Source organism: Caulobacter sp. 17J80-11 (genome assembly GCF_014349105.1).
Taxonomy (GTDB): Bacteria; Pseudomonadota; Alphaproteobacteria; order Caulobacterales; family Caulobacteraceae; genus 17J80-11.
In genome coordinates, this window is sequence record NZ_JACSJI010000025.1 from 25,802 (window position 1) to 45,250 (window position 19,449).

Consider the following 19,449-nt stretch of genomic DNA (forward strand, 5'->3'; position numbering starts at 1 on the left):
TCACCCTCGGGCTTGGCCCGAGGGCCCATCGGTCCGGAACTCCATCCTTGTCAGGAACGAGCGCGGCGTTCGTCGTGCGATCAGTCTTCGGGGCAGCGTGTCTGAAGCCTGGGCCCTCGGGACAAGCCCGAGGGTGACGAAGATTGTGGGGCGGTCACGCCTGAGGTGACGGATTGTGGTGGGTCCGCCGTCCCGCCAAGCTCGGCCGGATGACCGAGTCCCCGATCTCCGCCCACGAACCCCGTCTGCCGCTCGAGCGCTGGGGCCGGCGGCTGCTCGCCGCCCTGCAGGCCCGCGCCGACCGCACCCGCGTCGGGCGCTGGGCGTTCGAGTTCCTGATGTTCGGGCTGAAGCAGGGCTGGGCCTGCGTGTTCGGCGCCCTGATGCTGGGCCTGCTGTTCGCCACCCGCTTCGTCTGGCCGGAGCAGGCGCCGATCGCCCGTTACGACTTCCTGGTGATCGCCGCCGTGACCATCCAGGCCGCCATGCTGCTCCTCAAGCTGGAGAGCTGGGAGGAGGCGCGGGTGATCTTCGTCTTCCACGTGGTCGGCACCATCATGGAGCTGTTCAAGACCAGCGCCGGGTCGTGGATCTATCCGGAGCCGGGCCTGCTGAAGATCGGGGCCGTGCCGCTGTTCTCGGGCTTCATGTACGCCGCGGTCGGCAGCTACATCGCCCGCATCTGGCGGATCTTCGACATCCGTTTCACCAACTACCCGCCGGTGTGGACCACGGTGGTGCTGGCGGCGGCCATCTACGTGAACTTCTTCAGCCACCACTGGCTGCCGGACGTCCGCTGGGCTCTTTTCGGGGCGACGGCGCTGATGTTCTGGCGGGGGCGGTTCCACTTCACGCCCGACCGCAAGACCCGCTGGATGCCGATCCTGCTGGGCCTGTTCCTGGTCGCCCTGTTCATCTGGATCGCCGAGAACGTCGGCACCTACTCGCACGCCTGGCTGTATCCGGGGCAGGAGGGCGGCTGGCGGCTGGTTTCGCTGGCCAAGCTCGGAAGCTGGTATCTGCTGATGTTCATCAGCGTGGTGCTGGTCTCGCTGGTGCACCGTCCGCAGGCGTACGAGCCGGAGCCTGAGCTTCAGCCCGCCCAGTAGCTGACCACGTCGCCCAGGTCTGGGCGGGCCCGCTCCAACGGCGCGGCGGCCTGCGTGCCGACGTGGACGAAGCCGGCTACGCGCTCGCCGTCCTCAAGCCCCAGCAGCTTCACCGCGTCGGCGTCGTAGGCGTACCAGTCGGTGATCCAGCTGCCGCCGTAGCCCAGCGCGTCGGCGGCGTGCAGCAGGTTCATGCACACCGCGCCGGCCGACAGCTCCTGCTCCCAGGCCGGGATCTTGTGGTCGCGCGCGGGCTGGGAGACCACCACCACGGTGAAGGGCGGGGCGGCCAGCTTGGCCAGCTTGGCCTTGGCGGTCTCGGCGTCCGGCCGTCCGGCGGCGATGGTCTTCAGCTGCTCGACCAGCGCGGTCTTGGCCGCCGGCGGGATGACGATGAAGCGCCAGGGGGTCAGCTTGCCGTGGTCGGGCACGCGCGCGCCGACGCGCAGGATGGCGGCCTGCTCCTCCGGCGTGGGGCCGGGCTGGGTCAGGGCCTGGGCCGAGCTGGAGCGGCGCAGCGCCAGCGCCTTCAGCCGTTCGGGCGAGGGCTGGGCCGGCAGGGCGTCGGTCAGGTCGGGCTCGGCGGGCAGGATGGCGAGGGACATCTGGCGCTCTCTGGACGGAACGGGTCGGCACGGCGCACATAGCGCGTTCAGCAAAAGTGGGAAGCGGTTTTGCGCGTGAAACCCGACGACGCCGACGAACCGGCCTGGGCCGTGGGCCGCGAGCGGCCGCCGGCCTGGCGCAGCGGGGAGGGGCGGGTCAGTTTCGACAACCCCTGGATCGGCGTCACCGAGCACGACGCGGTCGCCCCCACCGGGCGGCCCGTCTACTACGGCGTGGTGCGGTTCAAGAACGTCGCGGTCGGCGTCCTGCCGCTGCACGAGGACGGCACCGTCACCCTGGTCGGCCAGCAGCGCTTTCCCTTGCGCAACTTCTCGTGGGAGATTCCGGAGGGCGGCGCGCCCTTCGACGAACCGCCGCTGGAGGCCGCCCGCCGCGAGCTGCGCGAGGAGACCGGCCTGGAGGCGGCCCAGTGGCGCGAGATGCTGCGCATGGAGCTGTCCAACTCGATCACCGACGAGCGGGGCGTGTGTTACCTCGCCACCGGCTTCAGCCACGGCGAGGTCGAGCCGGACGAGACCGAGGCGCTGGACGTCGCCCGCGTGCCGTTTCGCGCGTTGCTGGACGCGGTGGTGGCCGGACAGGTGCGGGACTCGTTGACGGTGGCGGCGGTGCTGCGCGCCTACCATATGGCCCGCGAAGGCGAGCTGCCGGGCGAGCTGGCCCGGGCCATGCTAGACTGACGGACAGGCCTGACGGCCGAAGGAGCGAATTGATGGCGCATCGCCTGGAAGTCGTGCGCGGTTCGGTGGTCTGGTCGGCCCTGCGCGAGGAGGCCGCCGCGGCCGCGCGCACCGAGCCCAGCCTGGCCTCGTTGCTGAACGCCGTGGTGCTGTCGCACGACGACCTGGGCTCGGCCCTGTCGTTCCAGCTGGCCCGCAAGCTCGGCGACGCCGAGCTGAACGCCATGACCGTGCGCGAAATCTGCCAGCAGGCCTACGCCGACCCCGCCTGCCTGAGCGCGGCCGAAGCCGACCTGCACGCGGTGTTCGAGCGCGACCCGGCGACCAAGGGCTACCTGCAGCCCTTCCTGTTCTTCAAGGGCTTCCAGGCCCTGCAGATCCACCGCGTGGCCCACCGGCTGTGGGGTCTGGGGCGCGAGACCCTGGCCCTGCACCTGCAGAGCCGCATGTCGGAGCTGTTCCAGGTCGACATCCACCCGGCCGCGCGCTTCGGGAAAGGCGTGTTCATCGACCACGCCACCGGCATCGTGATCGGCGAGACCGCGGTGGTCGGCGACGACGTCTCCATGCTGCACGGGGTGACGCTCGGCGGCACGGGGGCCGAACGGGGCGACCGCCACCCGAAGATCGGCAAGGGCGTGCTGCTGGGCGCCGGCGCCAAGGTGCTGGGCAATATCGAGATCGGCGACTACGCCAAGATCGCCTCGGGCTCGGTGGTGCTGAAGCCGGTGCCGGCGCACTGCACCGCCGCCGGGGTGCCGGCCCGCATCGTCAACTGCCCCTCGTGCGAGGAGCCGGCCAAGACGATGGACCAGACGCTGTCGGACGCGGCCTACGACTACGTGATCTGATCGGGAACCCGGCCGCGCTTGTCCCCAGTTGGGGAGCGCGGGCCGGGCTTTCGGCGTTTGCCCTCCCGTGCGTTCCGCCCTAAACGGTGCGCCCGAACCGAGGCGAGGTCCGACGTGAACGACAAAGACATCCAGCGCATCGAAACGCACCTGAAGCGCACCTTCGCCAACGCCCAGATCGGCCTGAAGCCGCGCCCGAAGCAGAAGGACTCCGCCGAGGTCTACATCGGCGAGGAGTTCATCGGCGTGGTCTACCAGGACGAGGACGAGGACGGCTCGTTCATGTTCGAAATGGCCATCCTGGCCGAAGATCTGGACTGATCCGGTGGCGGACCCGGGCGAACCGCTGAAGTTCGACCTGTGGGACGCCATGGACATGATCGGCGGGGTCGACCGGCCGTTCGACGTGGTGTTCGAACGCGGCGACCTCACCCTCGAATTCTACAAGCCGCCGGGCGCCGACCTGCAGGAATCGACCCACACGCGCGACGAGCTCTACGTCGTCGCGCGCGGCTCGGCGCGTCTGCACCGCGGCGACGAGATCGCCGATGTCGAGGCGGGCGACGCCCTGTTTGTGCCGGCTGGGGCGACGCACCGGTTCGACCGGCTGAGCGAGAACTTCGCGACCTGGGTGGTGTTCTTCGGCCCGGAGAAGGCGAGATAACAACTCCGTAGGAGAGGCGGAAAGCGATCCCGCAGGGGTTGCGCCTTGGCCGTTCGCAGGCCAAGTCGGGGGCTCGCCCACAATCGCAGGAGACCCGATGCCGCATTCCGACAGCCTGATCCTCACCCTGGTCGGCGCCTTCGTGCTGGCCTTCGTGTTCGGCATGTTGGCCTTGCGGTTCAAGCTGTCGCCATTGGTGGGCTACCTGCTGGCCGGCGTCGCGGCCGGTCCCTTCACCCCGGGCTTCGTCGCCGACGCCGAGCTGGCCCCGCAGCTGGCCGAGATCGGCGTCATCCTGCTGATGTTCGGCGTGGGCCTGCACTTCTCGCCCCAGGACCTGATGCGGGTGCGCAAGGTCGCCCTGCCGGGCGCGCTGGTGCAGATCGCCGCCGCCACCGCGCTGGGGTGGGGGCTAGGGTTGGTCATGGGCCTGCCGCAGCTGGAGTCTTTCCTGCTGGGCTTCGCCCTGTCGGTGGCCTCGACCGTGGTGCTGCTGCGCGCGCTCGAGGAGCGCAAACAGGTCAAGACCGAGACCGGCGCCGTGGCGGTCGGCTGGCTGGTGGTCGAGGACCTGGTCATCGTCATCGCCCTGGTGCTCCTGCCGCTGCTGGTCAAGGCCAAGGGCGCCTACGATCCCGTCGCGGTCGGCATGAGCATCGGCTGGACCCTGGTGAAGGTGGCCGCCTTCGTCGCCCTGATGTTCGTGGTCGGCGGGCGCGTCCTGCCGTGGGTGTTCGTACGCATCGCCCACACCCGCTCGCGCGAGCTGTTCACGCTCGGCGTGCTGGCCATCGCGCTGGGCATCGCCTACCTGGCCTACGCCGTGTTCGGCGCCTCCTTCGCGTTGGGCGCCTTCGTCGCCGGCCTGGTGTTGAACGGCTCGGCGCTGGGCCACAACGCCGCCGAGCGGGCCATGCCGCTGCGCGACGCCTTCGCCGTGCTGTTCTTCGTCTCGGTCGGCATGCTGTTCGACCCGACCATCCTGGTGCGCGAGCCCCTGGCCGTCGCGGCGGTGCTGGCCATCGTGCTGGTCGGCAAGTCGATCGCCGCGCTCGTCATCACCACCCTGTTCAAGCTGGAGCGCCGCGCCAGCTTCATGGTCGCCGCCAGCCTGGCCCAGATCGGCGAATTCTCCTTCGTGCTGGCCGCAGTGGGAATGACGCTGGGCGTGATGAGCCGCCAGACCCACGACCTGATCCTGGCCGCGGCCCTGTTGTCGATCGCGCTGAACCCGTTCGTGTTCAAGCTGGCCGACCTGCTGGCCGGCAAGGCCGAGGCGCGCGCCGCGGCGGTCGAGGCGTCCTGAAACGAAGAAGGGGAGCGCGGACCGCGCCCCCCTTCACCACGCTTTCGCGTGGTCCCCCTGGTTCGCCCCTTCAGATCACCCCCACCATGCTGGCCACCAGCGGGTGGCGGACGATGTCCTGCTCGGCCAGGCGCACGACCGACACGTCCGGCAGCACCTGCAGCTTCTCGGCGATCTCCGCCAGTCCGCTCATGCCCGGCAGCAGGTCGGTCTGGTTCGGGTCGCCCGTGACCACCATGGTCGAGTGCCAGCCCAGGCGGGTCAGCAGCATCTTCAGCTGCGTGTAGGTGCAGTTCTGGGCCTCGTCGATGACCACGAAGGCGTTGTTCAGCGTGCGCCCGCGCATGTAGCCGACCGGAGCGATCTCGATCGCGCCGTCGGCTATCAGGTGGCGCACCTGCTTCATCGACAGCCGGTCCGACAGAGCGTCGTAGAGCGGGCGCAGGTAGGGGGCCAGCTTGTCCTCCATGGCTCCGGGCAGGAAGCCGATCGACTCGCCGGCCTCGACCGCCGGGCGCGACAGCACGATCCGGTCGATGCGGCCGGCCTCCAGCGCCTCCACCGCCTTGGAGATGGCCAGATAGGTCTTGCCGGTGCCGGCCGGCCCCAGCGCCATCACCAGGTTCTTGGCGTCGATCGCCTCCAGCAGGCGCGCCTGGCCCTCGGACTTCGGCTTCAGCGTCTTCATGTACGACTGGTCGCGTCGTTCGCCCCGCTGCGGCTCTCCAGACATCGGCGACCAGCCCCGCTCCACCGGCAGGCGCCGAACTTTGGCGTCTTCGAACTCGGCGACGTTGAACGAACCTTCGCGGGTCGAACGTTTGAGCGCACGTTTCGTCATGGGAGCCTCCGTCGGGGCATGAAAAAAGGGCGAACCGCGGTGCGGTCGCCCTTCGAACAGGTCGCAAGGAATCGGCGCTCAGGTGAGCCGAAGCCGGGCGGCTCGGTTGCGAGCCGGGGCTTCAGTGGTCCATCGTCCCGTCGGAAGGCCGAGCGCGACACCCTGAACTCCGTGGTCTGCACCGGAGCGGGGATCGCGCCGGCCGCTGTGCTTTCATTGGATCGAATCAGATCCGCCGAACCACATGGTCAGAATGATGGCATGTGGTTATCGGCTGGTTAAGTGACAGTTAGACGTCAATTGCGGGGTGTTCGGATGAATGTTTATCGGTTGGGCGACAAGCAACCTCAGTTGCCGTCGGAGGGCGATTACTGGATCGCGCCCAATGCGACCGTCCTAGGAGACGTGATTCTCGAAAAGAACGCGAGCGTCTGGTTCTCGGCCGTGGTGCGCGGCGACAACGATCCGATCACCATCGGTGAGAATACGAACATCCAGGACGGCTCGGTGCTTCACTCCGACGTCGGCCTGCCTTTGACCATCGGCAAGGACGTCACCGTCGGCCACATGGCGATGATCCACAGCTGCGAGATCGGCGACAACAGCCTGATCGGCATCGGCGCCATCGTTCTGGCCCGCGCCAAGATCGGGAAGAACTGCCTGATCGGCGCCCACGCCCTGATCCCCGAGGGCAAGGAGATCCCCGACAACAGCCTGGTCGTCGGCGCGCCCGGCCGCGTGGTGCGCCAACTGACTCCCGAGCAGATCGCCTTCCTTAAGCTGTCGGCAGATCACTACGTCGAGAACTGGAAGCGCTACGCGCGGGATTTGAAGACGGTGGGGTGAGCGTCTCCTCCCCTGTGGAGCGCAGCGGAACGGGGGAGGGGGACCGCCGAAGGCGGTGGAGGGGGCGAGCCGGAAGCGCGGCGGCCCTCGGTATTCGCAACGTGGACGTCTCAGATCGGAACGGGCGCGGTTCCCCCCCCCCCGCCACCATGCTTCGCATGGTCCCCCTCCCCCGGGGCGCAAGGGAGGAGAGGGGTTACGCCCTCAGCCGCCCAGCTTCCGACACCGACGCGGCCAGCTTGGCGTCGCCGCCGCCGGCGTAGACGGTCAGGCGGGCGTGCAGTTCGGTGAGCGGGCGCTGTTCCAGGACTTCGGTCCCGGTGGTCGGCTGGTGCAGGCCCAGCAGCCGGTCGACCACGCCGGACGGACCGACCAGCGGGGCCAGCAGGATCTCAAGCCCCAGACGGTCGCCGGCCTGGGTGCGGCCCTCGGTCATGATAACTACCGGCTCGACCCCGCGCACGGCGGCCACCGCGGCGTCGCGCGCGGCGGCGCGGCTGGGCGAGGCCCACATCGACAGGAAGGGCGCGGCGCGCAGGGAGCGGCCGTGCAGTTGAATGACTTCGTCGCCGGCCAGCCGCAGCGGCAGGCCGCCAGGGCCGCGTCCCACCATGAACACCTGAGGCAGGAGCTTGTGCAGGACCATCGGGTCGAAGGCCGCGCGCGACGGCGCGGACGGCCCGGTCCGCAGGCTGCGCCAGTAGTCGATCACCCGCTGTGTGTTGGTATGGAACACCCGGCCCTCCTGTAGGCGGGGACTCGCAAGAACCCGACCGCGAGCGGGCATAACGGCGCCGCTCTGGCTTTGTTGCAGGCCTCGCGGGGCCTTAACCACGAATGTGGCGCGGTCCGGATTTTGCTGAGGCCTCCGGGAGAGTTTCGGAGGGGCACGCATGCTCGCACGATTCAACACCTGGCTGGCCGCCGCCGCGGGCCTGGCGCTGCTGGCCCTGGCCGGACCGGCCGCGGCGCGCTGCTGCACGCCGACGCCGCCGTGCTGCGCCCCGCCGCCGCCGCCTCCGCCGCCCTCGACGCCCTGCTGCACGGGCGGGCACACGGTCAACGTGCCCGGCGTGAACGTGGTGGTTTCCGGCGCGGTGGTGGTCAACGCCTCGGCCTCCGCTTCTGCGAGCGCCTCGGCCGGCGCGTCGGCGGGCGGGGTGATGTTCATCGGCGGCGGCTCGTCCTGGTACGTCGACCAGCCCCAGCCCGGCCTGATCCAGGGCCTGAACGTGGAGACGCAGGCCGAAGCCGAGGCCAGCGCGCACGCGGTCGCCGCCGTCTCGACCCGCACGGTGACCAGGCGCGTCGCCATCCAGGCGGTCTGCCTGGACGACCGCGCGGTGCCGCACCCGGCTTCCCAGGTCCGCCCGGACCGCGAGGTCGACGAGACCTATGACGGCGAGATCTTCCGCTGCCTGGCCGGCAGCCGCATGCAGGCGACGGTGGCCGACTATTCCGAGGCCCTCAGCTTCGACCGCGGCGAGACCATCGCCTGCGTGAAGGGCGAGGCGCTTTATCATTCGCCGGGCGGCCAGGTGGCCTGCCGCACCCAGAAGCCGGCGCGCGACTGCAACGAGCGGTCGCTGCTGCGCCGCTATGGCGCCGGCGTGAAGGTGCTGACCATGTCCCGAACCGAGACCTACCGCCGCGAGGAGACGGAAGCCTCCGCCTCGGCGTCGGCCAGGGCGTCGGCCGGCTCCTCGCTGAGCATCAGCCTCGACGGCGGGGTGGGCGGGATCGTCCGGTAAATACCCGGTTCAGGCCCGGTTCAGGCCCTAGGGGCCAGGATGCGGGCGTCGACCCTCTCCGTCGACATTGTCCTGAGTGCGAAACTGCCCCCGAGCCTTCCGGCGCGGGGGCTTTTTCGTGGGCGTTCAGCCCGCCTTGGCTTCGGCGCGGCGCGGCAGCTTCCAGTCGGGGCGGGGGAAGTGGCAGGTGTAGCCGTTCGGGATTCGCTCCAGGTAGTCCTGGTGCTCGGGCTCGGCCTCCCAGAAATCCCCGACCGGCTCGACCGCGGTGACCACCTTGCCGGGCCACAGGCCGGAAGCCTCGACGTCGGCGATCGTGTCCAGGGCGACCCGCTTCTGCTCGTCGCTGGTGTAGAAGATGGCCGACCGATAGCTCAGGCCGACGTCGTTGCCCTGCCGGTTCAGCGTCGTCGGGTCGTGGATCTGGAAGAAGAATTCCAGCAGGTCGCGGAAGCTGGTCACCGCCGGATCGAACACGATCTCGATCGCCTCGGCGTGGGTGCCGTGGTTGCGGTAGGTGGCGTTCTTCACGTCGCCGCCGCTGTAACCGACTCGGGTCGAGATCACGCCGGGACGGCGGCGGATCAGGTCCTGCATTCCCCAGAAGCAGCCGCCGGCGAGGACGGCGCGCTCGGTCGTGGACATGGCGTTCCTTTCGGTCGAGGCCGCCATGGTGACGGCCGTCCCTCGACAGATTGGGCCGCCGCCGCCGGCCGCAAGCCCCCGCGCCGTGCGGCGCGGGGGCTCCGGGCTTCGGCTTACTTCGCCGCCGCCGCCAGGCCGGGCACGTGAGCCTGGCCCTGGACCACCTGCATCGACGAGGCCCGGATCGCCTCGCCGATCGGCTCGGCCCGGCCGCCCAGGCAGGGCTGCAGGAAGTTCTCCGCCGCCGCCGTGAAGGCGATGTTGTTCTCCGGCCGGCGCCAGCCATGCCCTTCGTCGGGGAACATCAGGTAGGTGACGGGGATGTTCTTCGCCGTCAGGGCGGCCACGATCTGCTCGGACTCCGCCGGGCGCACGCGGGGGTCGTTGGCGCCTTGGCCGATCAGCAGGGGCGCCTTGATGTCGCCGGCCTTCCACAGCGGCGAGCGCTCCTTCAGCAGGGCCCGGCCGGCTTCCGTCGTCGGGTCGCCCATGCGCCGGTAAAACTGCGCCTTCAGCGACTCCCAGTAGGGCGGCAGGGTCGAGAGCAGGGTCTCCATGTTGGAGATGCCGTACTCGTCGATGCCGCAGGCGTAGCGGTCCGGCGTGAAGGTCATGCCCGCCAGGACCGCATAGCCGCCGTACGAGCCGCCGTAGATCGCCACCTTGTCGGGCGTGGTGACACCATGCTTGACCGCCCAGTCGACCGCGTCGTCCAGGTCGTCCTGCATCTTGCGGCCCCATTCGAGGTCGCCGGCCGAGATGAACTTCTTGCCGAAGCCGGCCGAGGCCCGGAAGTTGGGCGACAGCACCGCATAGCCGCGGTTGGCCAGCCATTGGGTTCTCGGCGAGAAGCCGTAGTTGCTGCGCCCCCAGGGCCCGCCGTGCGGCGTGAGCACCAGCGGCACCGGCTTGTCGGGCAAACCGTCGCCGTTCGCGTCGGAGCCCGGCGGCAGGGTGAGATAGGACACCTGCACCAGGCCGTCGCGCGAGCGGATCTCGATCGGGCGCATGGCCGCCAGCTCGGCGCCTTCCAGCTGCGGCCGGGTGACGAACAGCCTGGTCAGCGTCTTCGTCTTGCGGTCGAACTTGTAGAAGGCGGTCGGCGCGGTCACCGGGTCGGCGCTCAGCACCCAGACGGAATCGTCGGCGCTGCGCGAGGTCACCTGCGGCGTGGCGTGCAGGCGGTCCGCCAGCCAGGCGAGGTCGGCCTGGGTGCGGGCGTTCAGGCCCTTCCAGGTCTCGGTCAGGTAGTTGACGCTGTAGGCGTCGATCCGGCCGGTCTTCGGGTCGGTCATGTAGTCGCCGATGTCGGCGCGGGCGTCCTGGCCCAGCACCGTGACCTTGCCCGTCGCCCAGTCCTGGGCGGTCAGGGCGGCGGTGTCGCGGTCACGCGAGTCGATCCAGTAGAGGGTCTTGCCGTCGTCGGAGAAGCCGGCCGGGAAGGTGGTCTGCGAGTCCTCCAGCCCGATGCTGGCGAACGGCTTGGCGGCGGGCTTGCCGCCCTCGATCCGGTAGAAGTCCGTGCCGCCGTCCTCGCGCGGCCTGGAGGCCATGCGCGGGGTGAGGGTCCCGTCGGCGGTGAAGTCGGCGAAGCCGTCGTTCTGAAGCACCAGGGTGAGCTTCCCGCTCTTCAGATCCAGGCTGTAGAGGTCGTGCCACTTGGGATCGCGGTTGTTCAGCCCGATCAGGAGCCGGTCCTTCACGTGCCGGACGATGCCGAAGAGGTTGGCGCGGGTGTTCTCGAACGGGGTCAGGTCGCGGACCACGCCGGTGACGACGTCGGCGCCGTACAGGTGGAAGTTCTCTTCGCCGCCCGCGTCGTTGATGAACAGGATCATCGAGGAGTCCGGCGCCCAGAAGTACTGCGGGATCGGACGGTTCTTTTCCTGGGTGAGGGGCCTGGCCGCCGTCGGATCGGAAGCCGGCGCGACCCAGACGTTCAGCACCCCGTCGCGCGGCGCGACCCACGACAGCCACTGGCCGTCGGGGCTGACCTTGGCCTGGGTGCGCTCGGGATTTCCGAAGAAGACCTCGCGCGGGATGAGCGGCGGCTGCTGAGGCGCGGCCAGGGCGGCGGCGGACGAAGCGGTGAGGCCGGCCGTGATCGCGGCGGCGAGCATGAGACGCATGTTGTTCTTATTCCCCGTCGGCGGGGCGAACGCCGATCGTCCGCCGCCCCCGGGAGTGAGAGGCGCGCGCGCGGCCGCACGGATGCGCGCGCCGGGGTTAAATCGCGTTCATGCAGGCTGGGGTTGGCCCCGGCGCGCCGCTTTTCAGCGCGCCGGGGACCAGTTCGGCAGGCAGCCTACTTAGTCGCGCCAGCCTTCATGAGTTGCGCTTCCGGCACCACCACCAGCTTCCAGGACTGGTCGGTCAGGTAGGCCTGGGCGGCCTTCTGCACGTCGGCGGGGGTGACCCGCTCCAGGCCCGGGATCGAGGCGCGGATGGCGTCGAGCTTCTTCGGGTCGGTCTGGGCGCCGCTGAGCTGGCCCAGCCAGTACTCGTTGGTGGCCTTGGCCTTCTCCAGCGCCTCGACGCGCGGGCGACGGGCGCGGTCCATCTCGTCGGCGGTGGGCGGCTTGGCGCGCAGGTCGGCGGCGATCTTGGCCACGTCCTTGAAGAAGCCGTCCAGCTTCTCCGGCGGCGCCTCGATCGAGGCCGACAGGTAGCCGTAGCCCGGGAAGGTCCAGGACGACTCGAAGGCGGTGGAGGGCGAGTAGGTCACGCTCTGGTGCTCGCGCAGCTCCTCGGTCAGGCGCAGGTCCAGCACGCGCTCCAGCATGCGCAGGGTCCGCGCCCGCTGCGGGTCGCTGGGGAAGTCGGGCGTGGCCCAGGCGACGTAGGCCAGGCCCTGGTCGGCGCGGCCCTTGTGGGTGAAGCGCAGCGGCTGGGCGTTCGGGGCCGGGAAGGCCACCTTGGCGGCGTCGGCCGCCGGCGCCACCGGATGGCGCGCGGGCAGGGCGCCGAAGGTCAGCGCCGTCTGGCGGATCGCCTCGTCCAGGTTCACGTCGCCGACGATCACCACCTCGATCGGGCCGTTCTGCAGCGGGCCGGACACCAGCGACTTCAGCTCGTCCAGGCTGGACTTGGCCATCTCCTCGCGGCTGGGGAAGGCCCAGCGCGGGTCGCCGTTCTTGACCAGCGAGGCCAGTTCGCGGCCCAGCACGCCGCCCGGGGTGGATTCCAGCTGGGCGTGCAGGGTGGCGCCGTAGGTGCGGGCCCGCTGGAACGGCTCCGGCCGCCACGCCGGGTCGGTCAGGTAGGCGGTCAGCACCTGCATCTGCAGGGCGAAGTCCTCGGGCCGGGTGCGCCCCGACAGGGTGAAGGCTTCCTCGCCCAGCGACAGGCTGGCCCCGTAGACGTTGGAGGCCAGCACCTGCTCCATCTCTTCGGCGGTCAGCTTGCCGAGGCCGCCTTCGGTGAAGGAGGCGCTGGTCGCCCAGGCCGAGGTCTCGTGATCCTTCGGCAGGTCGAGATAGCCGTCGCCGACACGGACCGAGACCAGGATCTGGTCGTCGCGGAACTTGGTCGGCTTCACCGTCAGGCGCACGCCGTTCTCGAAGCGGACGAAGGTCGTCTCCAGGTCGAGGACGTCGCGTTCCTCGGCGACCTTCCCGGCCGGGCCGAAGTCGGTGTAGGCCCAGGTCTTGGCGCTGACGGCGGTCGGCGGCGCGACCTCGGCGGTCTGCGACTGGGCGAAGGCCTGAGCGACCTTGGTCTCGCCGCCCTCGATCGGGGTCGGCGAGGTGACGAACACCAGCGGGCCCTGGCCCGCGAACTGGGCCTTCAGCGTCTCGGAGACGGTGGCGGCCTTCAGGCCCTTCACCGTCTCTTCGAACAGGGCCAGGTCGTCGGCCGGCGAGGTGTAGACCTCGTGGTCGTCGACGGCGTCGACCAGGCCGGCGGCCAGCACCGGCGTGCGGCGGGTGGCGGCCCCGGCCACGCCCTGGGTCAGGGCGGCGCGCAGTTCGGAGATTTCGCGGTCCAGCTCTTCCTGCAGCACGCCGTACTTGACGATACGGCGCTCTTCCTGCTCGGCCGCCGTCATCGCCTCGCGCCAGTGGCCGGGCTGGGTGGTCATGGTCAGCAGGGTGACGTCGGCGGAGTCGAGCTCGGTGTAGCGATAGGCGGCGGCGCCGAGGAACGGCGGCTCGCCGGCGCGGGCCAGGCGCTCGTAGCGGCGGTTCAGGACGGCGAAGCCCAGCTGGCGGATCAGCGCCTTGCGCCGGTCGGCCTTGGTGTCGGGATCGCGGTCCGGCGGGTTCAGCCAGCCGATCTGCACGGTCGAGGCGCCGCCGGGCTCGACCACCACCTCGGCCTCCTGGCCGCGCGGGGCCAGCTGGCCCTGGTCCGCCTTCGCGCCGGCCGGGCCTTGCGCGGTCCAGCTGGCGAAGCGGCCCTTGATCTTGGCCTCCATGGCGTCGACGTCGAAGTCGCCGACCGCCACCAGGGTGGTGTTCTCGGGGCGGTAGTAGGCCCGGTAGAAGTCGACCAGCGGCTCGCGCGGCGCGTTCTTGATCACCTCGGTCGAGCCGATCGGGAAGCGCTTGGGCGCCAGCTGGCCCTTCAGCAGGAAGTCGTAGCGGGCGTGAGCGATGCGCATGCCCGGGCCGTCGCGGGTGCGCTCCTCCGACAGCACCACCCCGCGCTCACGGTCGATGGCGTCGGACTTCAGCAGCGCCTCGCCGACCGCCTCGCGCATCAGGAACAGGCCGGTGTCGACGGTGGACTCGTCGGTCTTGGGCAGGTCCAGCTGGTAGACGGTCTGTTCGAACGAGGTGAAGGCGTTGGTGTCCGGGCCGAAGGCCAGGCCGGCGCGCTCCAGGATCTTGACCATGTCGCCTTCGGCGACCTGGGTCGTGCCGTTGAACACCATGTGCTCGATGAAGTGGGCCAGGCCCAGCTGGTCGTCACGCTCGTTCAGCGAGCCGGCGTCGACCCGCAGGCGCAGCGACGCCTGGCCGGGCGGGGTGGCGTTCTTCATCAGCACGTAGCGCATGCCGTTGGGCAGCACGCCGTAGCGTACGGCCGGATCGGGCGTGAGATCGCTGCCGTCCTGGGCCCATACGGTCTTCGCGGCCGGCGCCGGCGTGGCCACGATCGGCGCGGGCGCGGGCGCGGGCGCGGCGGGTTTCGGCGCAACCGGGGCCTCGGCGGTGCGGGTCGGGGCGGGCGTGTCGGAATGGAACACGCGCTCGACCATGGCGCACCCGGACGTCGATCCGGCGATCAGGGCGGCCGCGAGCACGCGTTTGAGGTCGTTCATGGACGTCTCGTCTCCTCCGACCGCGCGAAAGTGACCGGACGGCGTGGCCGATACAAGGCGCTGCGGCGAAATTGCATTGGGGCGCGGGAACGCTTTCGAAGCCGGCGCGAAGTCAGCCGCCCGGGTTGCTCACATAGAAGCTCGCGGTGTTGCCGATGGCGGTGGACGTGCCGACCACGGCCCGGTTCGATCCCGTGATGTTGATCGAGGCGCTGGCCGAAATGTCGGCGTCGTTGATCTGGCGGCTGGTCGCGTTCAGCACGCCGGCGCATTCCGAACAGGCGTAGCCGGTCGTGGCGTTGCCGATGGCGGTGGCCGAGGCGTAGCCGTCGTAACCGGCGTGGCCTGTGAACTCGGACGCCGCCTCCACCCCGCCGGTGTTGAGCTGCAGGTTGTCGACCGTGACGACCACGTCGTTGTTGCTGGCCACGGACGAGTTGCCGACGCCGTAGGCCATGGAGGAGGCCGCGCCGAAGTCGTAGGCGCTGACGCTCGACTGGGCCAGGACCGCGCCGCCGTTGGTCTGGTCGAAGGCGGCGACCAGGGATCCGCCCTGGTTGGCGACGGTGGCGGTGTTGGCGGCGGCGGTGGCGGTCCCGGCCAGGTTCCAGGCGTTGCCGGCGGCGACCTGGGTCACCGCCTGGGTGCGCGGGCCGCCGCTGGTGCGCTGGACGACACGGGCTTCCTGGGCCGCGTTCGCGCCGCTGGCGGAGACGCTGTTCGACACCGCCGAGGTGGTGAAGGCGGCCGGCGCCGGGACGTATTGCACGGTGGCGCTGGTGGCCGCGTCGACCTGCGCGCCGCTGACCTGCTCGACCGCGTAGGTCGCGCGGCCGTTCTCGACGCCGAAGGCCTGGGCGTTGGCCAGAGCCGTGGTCGAGACGCCGGCGCCGCCAAGGTAGCGGCCGGCCGGCGTATTGATGTCGCTCCGCGCGTTGATCCAGGTCGAGCCGGTGGTCTGGGCCACGTCGGCGGTCAGGTCCGCGCGGTAGGCCGCAACGTCGCCGGTGTTGCCGACCGCGGTGGTGACCAGCGTGGTCGCGCCGCCGACCTGGCCGGCGCTCATGGTCGTGGTCGCGTCGACGCGGGCGCGCAGCTGCTGGTCAGAGCGCAGTTGCAGGCGGCCGTTCTGCACCGCGCCGGACAGGGCGTTGCCGGTGGCGGTGGTCGCGCCGGTGACCTGGTCGTCGACCGAGACGACGTTCAGGGCTTGGCCGGAGAACACGTCTCCGGTTTGGACCTGCTCGCTGTCCAGGCTCTGGCTAGTAGCGGCCCCGACGAAGGTTGTCGTCGCGATCAGCGTTCCAGCGAGAAGGGTCCTGACGGGTCGCGGCATTGTTCGTTCCGAGATTGTCGTAGGCCGGGATGAAGGCGCCGGTGACGCCGGCGGTGTTGGTGCGCCCGCCCAGCGGGTCGTTGGCGGCGTCGAGGCACGCTTCGGGGCCGCCGACTCCGTAGAGGTTGGCCATCATCTCGACGACCGCACGCTCGACCACGGCGCGGACGGCCAGCTGCACCGGCTCCAGCCCGCCTTCGCCGGCGGAGATGTCGATGACGTTGCCGTCGAAGAAGTCGAACAGGCCGCCGCTGACTTCGCGGCCGATGATCTGCTTCTGGTAGGAGACCACGTCGACCACCTCGAGGGTGCGGGTCTCGACCAGGCGCAGGTCCAGGCCGACGTTCATCACGAAGGTCCGCCCGCGCGCCACGCCCTTCAGGCCCTTGGTCGCGCTCTCGCCGCCGGCGACGTCGAAGCCGGCCGAGCGGATGTTGTAGTTCAGCTCGGTGACGCCGCCGACCAGATAGAAGTCGGAGCCGGGCACCTGGCCGGAGGTGATCTTCCGATAGCTCTGCGGCTGGCCCGGGGTGGCCAGGGCCTCGTCGGTGATCAGCTTGTTGTTGGCGTACTTGAGTTCCAGCTCCGACACCGAGGTGTCGTAGCGCTCGACCAGCCGCGCGCCGGACTTGGCCAGCGCCGAGATGGCCATGAGCGAGGCGCCTTGCGTCACCTTGCGTCCGCCCTCGGCTTCTTCCTTGCCGGTGTAGTCGCTGATCCGGCCGACCGCGATGCGCGGCGAGGGCAGGTTGTGGCGACGGGCATAGTCGCCCAGGCAGACCAGGGCGGCGGAGTACGGCGTCGGGTTGGCGGTGACCGGCGCGTTGCCGATCGGCTGGGCGTAGACGCCGCTCGGGCCCGCCACCGGCGAGACGCAGGCGGTCAGCGCCAGCGAGGCGACCGCCAGGACCGCGGGCGCGCGCAGGCGGCGCTTGAAATCACTGCGGGCCGTCAAGGTCGATGCTCCCGTTGAGGTCGGCGCCGGCGACGACGTCGCCGTTGTTGATCTGGGTGGAGTTGATGATCACCGTGTTCCAGGAGCCCTGGACGATGACCGACAGGTTGTTGCCGATGGCGGTGGCCCCGCCGAGCGCGCCGGCTCCCGCGTAAGCGTCGCCGGCCCCGAAGGCCGAGGCGCGGGCGTAGACGCTCTGGTCGGAGCCGATCTGCATCACCCCGTCGACGATCACCCGGTTGCCGTTGGCGTCGCGGGTGGACGGGTTGACCGGGCGGTTCTCCTGGCCCGGCGTGCGGCCGTAGCCGGCGTTGTACTCGGCCGAGGTCGACGACATCGACTGGGCGGCCGCCCCGGAAGCGCACAGCGCCAGCGCCAGGGCGCCCAGGGCCGCGGCGCTCGCGTGGCGTGGTGTCTCGAACATGGACGTCTCCCCCGTCGGGCGAATTCCTGATGCCTTCGACAGCAACGGGCGTGCCAAAGTCGAACGAGGTTCTTATGAGACGGCTTGAGATTCGGATCGCGCTCGCCAAATGGGCCTGACCCAAACGGCTCGACTCCGGGCGAAACCGGCGCGGGGCGCGCACGCTTTAAGGAAGGACAAGGTCGGCCGATGCAGGAGGGCGTGGTGAGCGGCAGGCGAGGCGAGCCGATCTTCAGCGCGCCCTGGCCGCCGGTGGCCCTGGCCGCCCTGATCCTGGGCGGCTACGCCTGGCAGGCGTCGCTGCCGCTCGAATTGAACCAGCAGGTCCAGCAGATCTACGGCCTGGCGCCGCGCGACCTGGAGCAGGGGCGCACCATCGGCCTGTTCACGGCCCTGCTGGTGCACGGCAACTGGGCCCATGCGGCGCTGAACGCGGTCGGCGCCTTCACCTTCGGCGTGCCGGTGGCGCGGCTGTTCGGCCAGTCGCCGCCGCGCGCGCTGGCCTTCTTCGCCTTCTATGTTTTGTGCGGCGTGCTGGCCAGCTGGGGTTACGCCCTCCTGCATCCCGGCAGCGAGGTGGTGATGGTCGGGGCGTCGGGGGCTGTGTCGGGCCTGATGGGCGCGGCCGCGCGACTGCTGGAAGGGCGCGGGCGGCTGGGGCCGGTGTTCAGCCGCACGGTCGTGGGCATGGGCGCGGCCTGGATCGCGGTGAACCTGCTGGTCGGCGTGGTCGGCTTCGCGCCCGGATCAGCCGGCCAGGCGATCGCCTGGGAGGCGCACATCGTCGGCTTCTTCGCCGGCGTCCTGTTGATCGGCCCGTGGGCGGCCCTGTTCGCGCGCCGGCCGCGGCCGCTCGTCGACGACGCCGATCCGTTCGCCGGCACGAATTGATTCCGACGCCGCTTTGGGCGAACCTCGATCACGTGAAGAGGACGCCGGAGCGCGGCCCGCCAGGCGCGAGCGCGCTTCTGACGCAAAAAATTGGAGCCTTCCGGCCCGTTTCGGACGTTCCCCGCTGACGGGAGGGCTCCAGGCACGCTCGGGAGGCGCCGCATGCTCGTCACTGAGATACTGAAGGCCAAGGGCGACGAGGTGTTCACCTGCGCCCCGGACATCTCGCTCCAGGAGGCCGCGCGCGAGCTGCAGGCCCGCAAGGTGGGCGCGCTGCTGGTTCTCGAGAAGGACCGCGTGGTCGGCATATTCTCGGAACGGGACGTGGTGCGCGCGGTGGCCGACGACGGGGCCCCCGCTCTCGAGCGCCCGGTGCGCACATATATGACCAAGAAGGTGCTGGTCGCCCTGCCGACCGAGACGGTCGACGAGCTGATGGGGCGGATGACCGACCGGCGGGTGCGCCATCTGCCGGTGATGCGCGAGGAGAAGCTCTGCGGCATCGTCTCGATCGGCGACCTGGTGAAGAGCCGCATCGCCGAGACCGTGCTCGAGGCCGAGACGCTGAAGCACTACATCGTGCACGGCTGACCGGGGCGGGGGAGGGCGGAGGCCCGCCCGGAATTGTTCGGTTCCAAAATGTCGCGCTGAGGCGCCTTGCGTGGCGGCGAGCGGGTCCGTATATCCGCCCCTCGCTCGGGGACGGGCGGCGCCGGTCGGCCGAAAGGGGTAGCAAGCCTCTTGCGGCCGTTGCGCGCTTTCGCTATCGTCCCCAGCCTCAATCGAATCGTCCGGATTTTGGGGGTAGCTCCTCGGCGCCCGCGACGACTTTTGCGTTCTGAATTCCGGCTCGCCGGGGAGGCGCAAATTTCCTGAAAAGGATCGGTTGACACCGGATCGGCGGATCAATAGATACGCCGCTCCTCGCGGGATCCGGAAGTATTCGGATAACGCGGTGAAGTAAAAAGCGGGTCGATCGAAAGAAAAGCCCGCTTGACACTGGAGCGACGGATCAGTAGATACGCCGCTCTCCGCTAGATCCGGAAGTTTTCGGTTCTGGCGGCAAGTGAAAAGCAGGTTCTTCGAAAGAAAAACTGCTTGACACTGGATCGGCGCTTCAATAGAAACGCCGCTCCTCGCAAAGGCCGGAAGCATCCGGCCGGAGCGAAAAGTGAAAAGTGGTTCTTCTTCAAAAAGAACTGCTTGACACGGAAAACGGGGCGGAATAAAAGCCGCCCTCCTCGCCGCCACCGGGCG

At 69.9% G+C, this 19,449-nt stretch carries 19 protein-coding genes; 10 read left to right on the plus strand and 9 right to left on the minus strand.

All coding sequences use genetic code 11. From position 1 onward, the window contains the following. Positions 1-209 precede the first annotated feature (209 nt). Entirely contained in the window at positions 210-1,109 is a 900-nt protein-coding gene (locus H8B08_RS18260) for a DUF817 domain-containing protein (protein ID WP_187451630.1), read from the plus strand. On the opposite strand, the gene H8B08_RS18265 is transcribed toward H8B08_RS18260, so the two are convergent. Further along, positions 1,094-1,714: a nitroreductase gene (locus H8B08_RS18265; protein WP_187451631.1), complete on the minus strand. Its 621-nt coding sequence runs from the start codon at positions 1,712-1,714 to the stop codon at positions 1,094-1,096. The two genes, H8B08_RS18260 and H8B08_RS18265, sit on opposite strands and share 16 nt — an antisense overlap. Before the next feature lie 75 nt (positions 1,715-1,789). Between H8B08_RS18265 and H8B08_RS18270 the strand changes: the two genes are divergently transcribed. From H8B08_RS18270 to H8B08_RS18290, 5 genes are all read left to right on the plus strand, one after another. Then, entirely contained in the window at positions 1,790-2,416 is a 627-nt protein-coding gene (locus tag H8B08_RS18270; protein WP_370545530.1) for an NUDIX domain-containing protein, read from the plus strand. A 32-nt stretch (positions 2,417-2,448) separates the two neighbouring features. Further along, on the plus strand, positions 2,449-3,267 hold the full coding sequence (cysE, locus tag H8B08_RS18275) for a serine O-acetyltransferase (RefSeq protein WP_187451633.1): 819 nt from the start codon (positions 2,449-2,451) through the stop codon (positions 3,265-3,267). A 114-nt stretch (positions 3,268-3,381) separates the two neighbouring features. Continuing rightward, complete coding sequence (locus tag H8B08_RS18280; protein WP_163260306.1) at positions 3,382-3,588, plus strand: DUF3126 family protein; 207 nt, start codon at positions 3,382-3,384, stop codon at positions 3,586-3,588. 4 nt (positions 3,589-3,592) lie between these two features. Next, positions 3,593-3,931, plus strand: a complete 339-nt coding sequence (locus tag H8B08_RS18285; protein ID WP_187451634.1) for a cupin domain-containing protein — start codon at positions 3,593-3,595, stop codon at positions 3,929-3,931. 97 nt (positions 3,932-4,028) lie between these two features. Continuing rightward, entirely contained in the window at positions 4,029-5,237 is a 1,209-nt protein-coding gene (locus H8B08_RS18290) for a cation:proton antiporter (protein WP_187451635.1), read from the plus strand. A gap of 70 nt (positions 5,238-5,307) precedes the next feature. Here the strand turns inward: H8B08_RS18290 and H8B08_RS18295 are convergent, their stop codons facing one another. Then, positions 5,308-6,078 (minus strand): PhoH family protein, encoded by a 771-nt coding sequence (locus H8B08_RS18295; protein ID WP_187451636.1) that lies wholly within the window; start codon positions 6,076-6,078, stop codon positions 5,308-5,310. Positions 6,079-6,393: 315 nt separating this feature from the next. Here H8B08_RS18295 and H8B08_RS18300 point away from each other — a divergent pair, with 315 nt between their 5' ends. Further along, a complete protein-coding gene (locus tag H8B08_RS18300; protein WP_187451637.1) occupies positions 6,394-6,924 on the plus strand; it encodes a gamma carbonic anhydrase family protein in 531 nt (176 codons plus the stop codon). 196 nt (positions 6,925-7,120) lie between these two features. Here H8B08_RS18300 and H8B08_RS18305 read toward each other — a convergent pair whose 3' ends face one another. Further along, on the minus strand, positions 7,121-7,660 hold the full coding sequence (locus H8B08_RS18305; protein ID WP_187451638.1) for a PAS domain-containing protein: 540 nt from the start codon (positions 7,658-7,660) through the stop codon (positions 7,121-7,123). A gap of 157 nt (positions 7,661-7,817) precedes the next feature. On the opposite strand from H8B08_RS18305, the gene H8B08_RS18310 reads away from it, so the two are divergent. Then, on the plus strand, positions 7,818-8,675 hold the full coding sequence (locus tag H8B08_RS18310; protein ID WP_187451639.1) for a hypothetical protein: 858 nt from the start codon (positions 7,818-7,820) through the stop codon (positions 8,673-8,675). Between the two features lie 126 nt (positions 8,676-8,801). Here the strand turns inward: H8B08_RS18310 and msrA are convergent, their stop codons facing one another. The 6 genes from msrA to hfaA form a co-directional block, all read right to left on the minus strand. Continuing rightward, entirely contained in the window at positions 8,802-9,320 is a 519-nt protein-coding gene (msrA, locus tag H8B08_RS18315) for a peptide-methionine (S)-S-oxide reductase MsrA (protein WP_187451640.1), read from the minus strand. A 113-nt stretch (positions 9,321-9,433) separates the two neighbouring features. After that, positions 9,434-11,449, minus strand: a complete 2,016-nt coding sequence (locus tag H8B08_RS18320) for a S9 family peptidase (protein ID WP_187451641.1) — start codon at positions 11,447-11,449, stop codon at positions 9,434-9,436. Between the two features lie 176 nt (positions 11,450-11,625). Beyond that, on the minus strand, positions 11,626-14,586 hold the full coding sequence (locus H8B08_RS18325; protein ID WP_187451642.1) for a pitrilysin family protein: 2,961 nt from the start codon (positions 14,584-14,586) through the stop codon (positions 11,626-11,628). A gap of 112 nt (positions 14,587-14,698) precedes the next feature. Further along, the gene (gene hfaD / locus H8B08_RS18330; RefSeq protein WP_255500943.1) at positions 14,699-15,922 is read right to left on the minus strand and encodes a holdfast anchor protein HfaD; all 1,224 of its coding nucleotides are present in this window, start codon (positions 15,920-15,922) and stop codon (positions 14,699-14,701) included. Further along, positions 15,849-16,877, minus strand: coding sequence for a holdfast anchoring protein HfaB (hfaB, locus tag H8B08_RS18335; protein ID WP_304516292.1), 1,029 nt, complete (start codon positions 16,875-16,877; stop codon positions 15,849-15,851). The genes hfaD and hfaB overlap by 74 nt, the downstream gene beginning before the upstream one ends. Further along, positions 16,861-17,301, minus strand: a complete 441-nt coding sequence (gene hfaA, locus H8B08_RS18340; protein ID WP_187451644.1) for a holdfast anchoring protein HfaA — start codon at positions 17,299-17,301, stop codon at positions 16,861-16,863. Before hfaA ends, hfaB begins: the two co-directional genes overlap by 17 nt. A 204-nt stretch (positions 17,302-17,505) precedes the next feature. On the opposite strand from hfaA, the gene H8B08_RS18345 reads away from it, so the two are divergent. Further along, positions 17,506-18,192 (plus strand): rhomboid family intramembrane serine protease, encoded by a 687-nt coding sequence (locus H8B08_RS18345; protein ID WP_370545531.1) that lies wholly within the window; start codon positions 17,506-17,508, stop codon positions 18,190-18,192. Between the two features lie 162 nt (positions 18,193-18,354). Then, positions 18,355-18,783, plus strand: a complete 429-nt coding sequence (locus tag H8B08_RS18350; protein WP_187451646.1) for a CBS domain-containing protein — start codon at positions 18,355-18,357, stop codon at positions 18,781-18,783. The last annotated feature ends 666 nt before the right edge of the window (positions 18,784-19,449 follow it).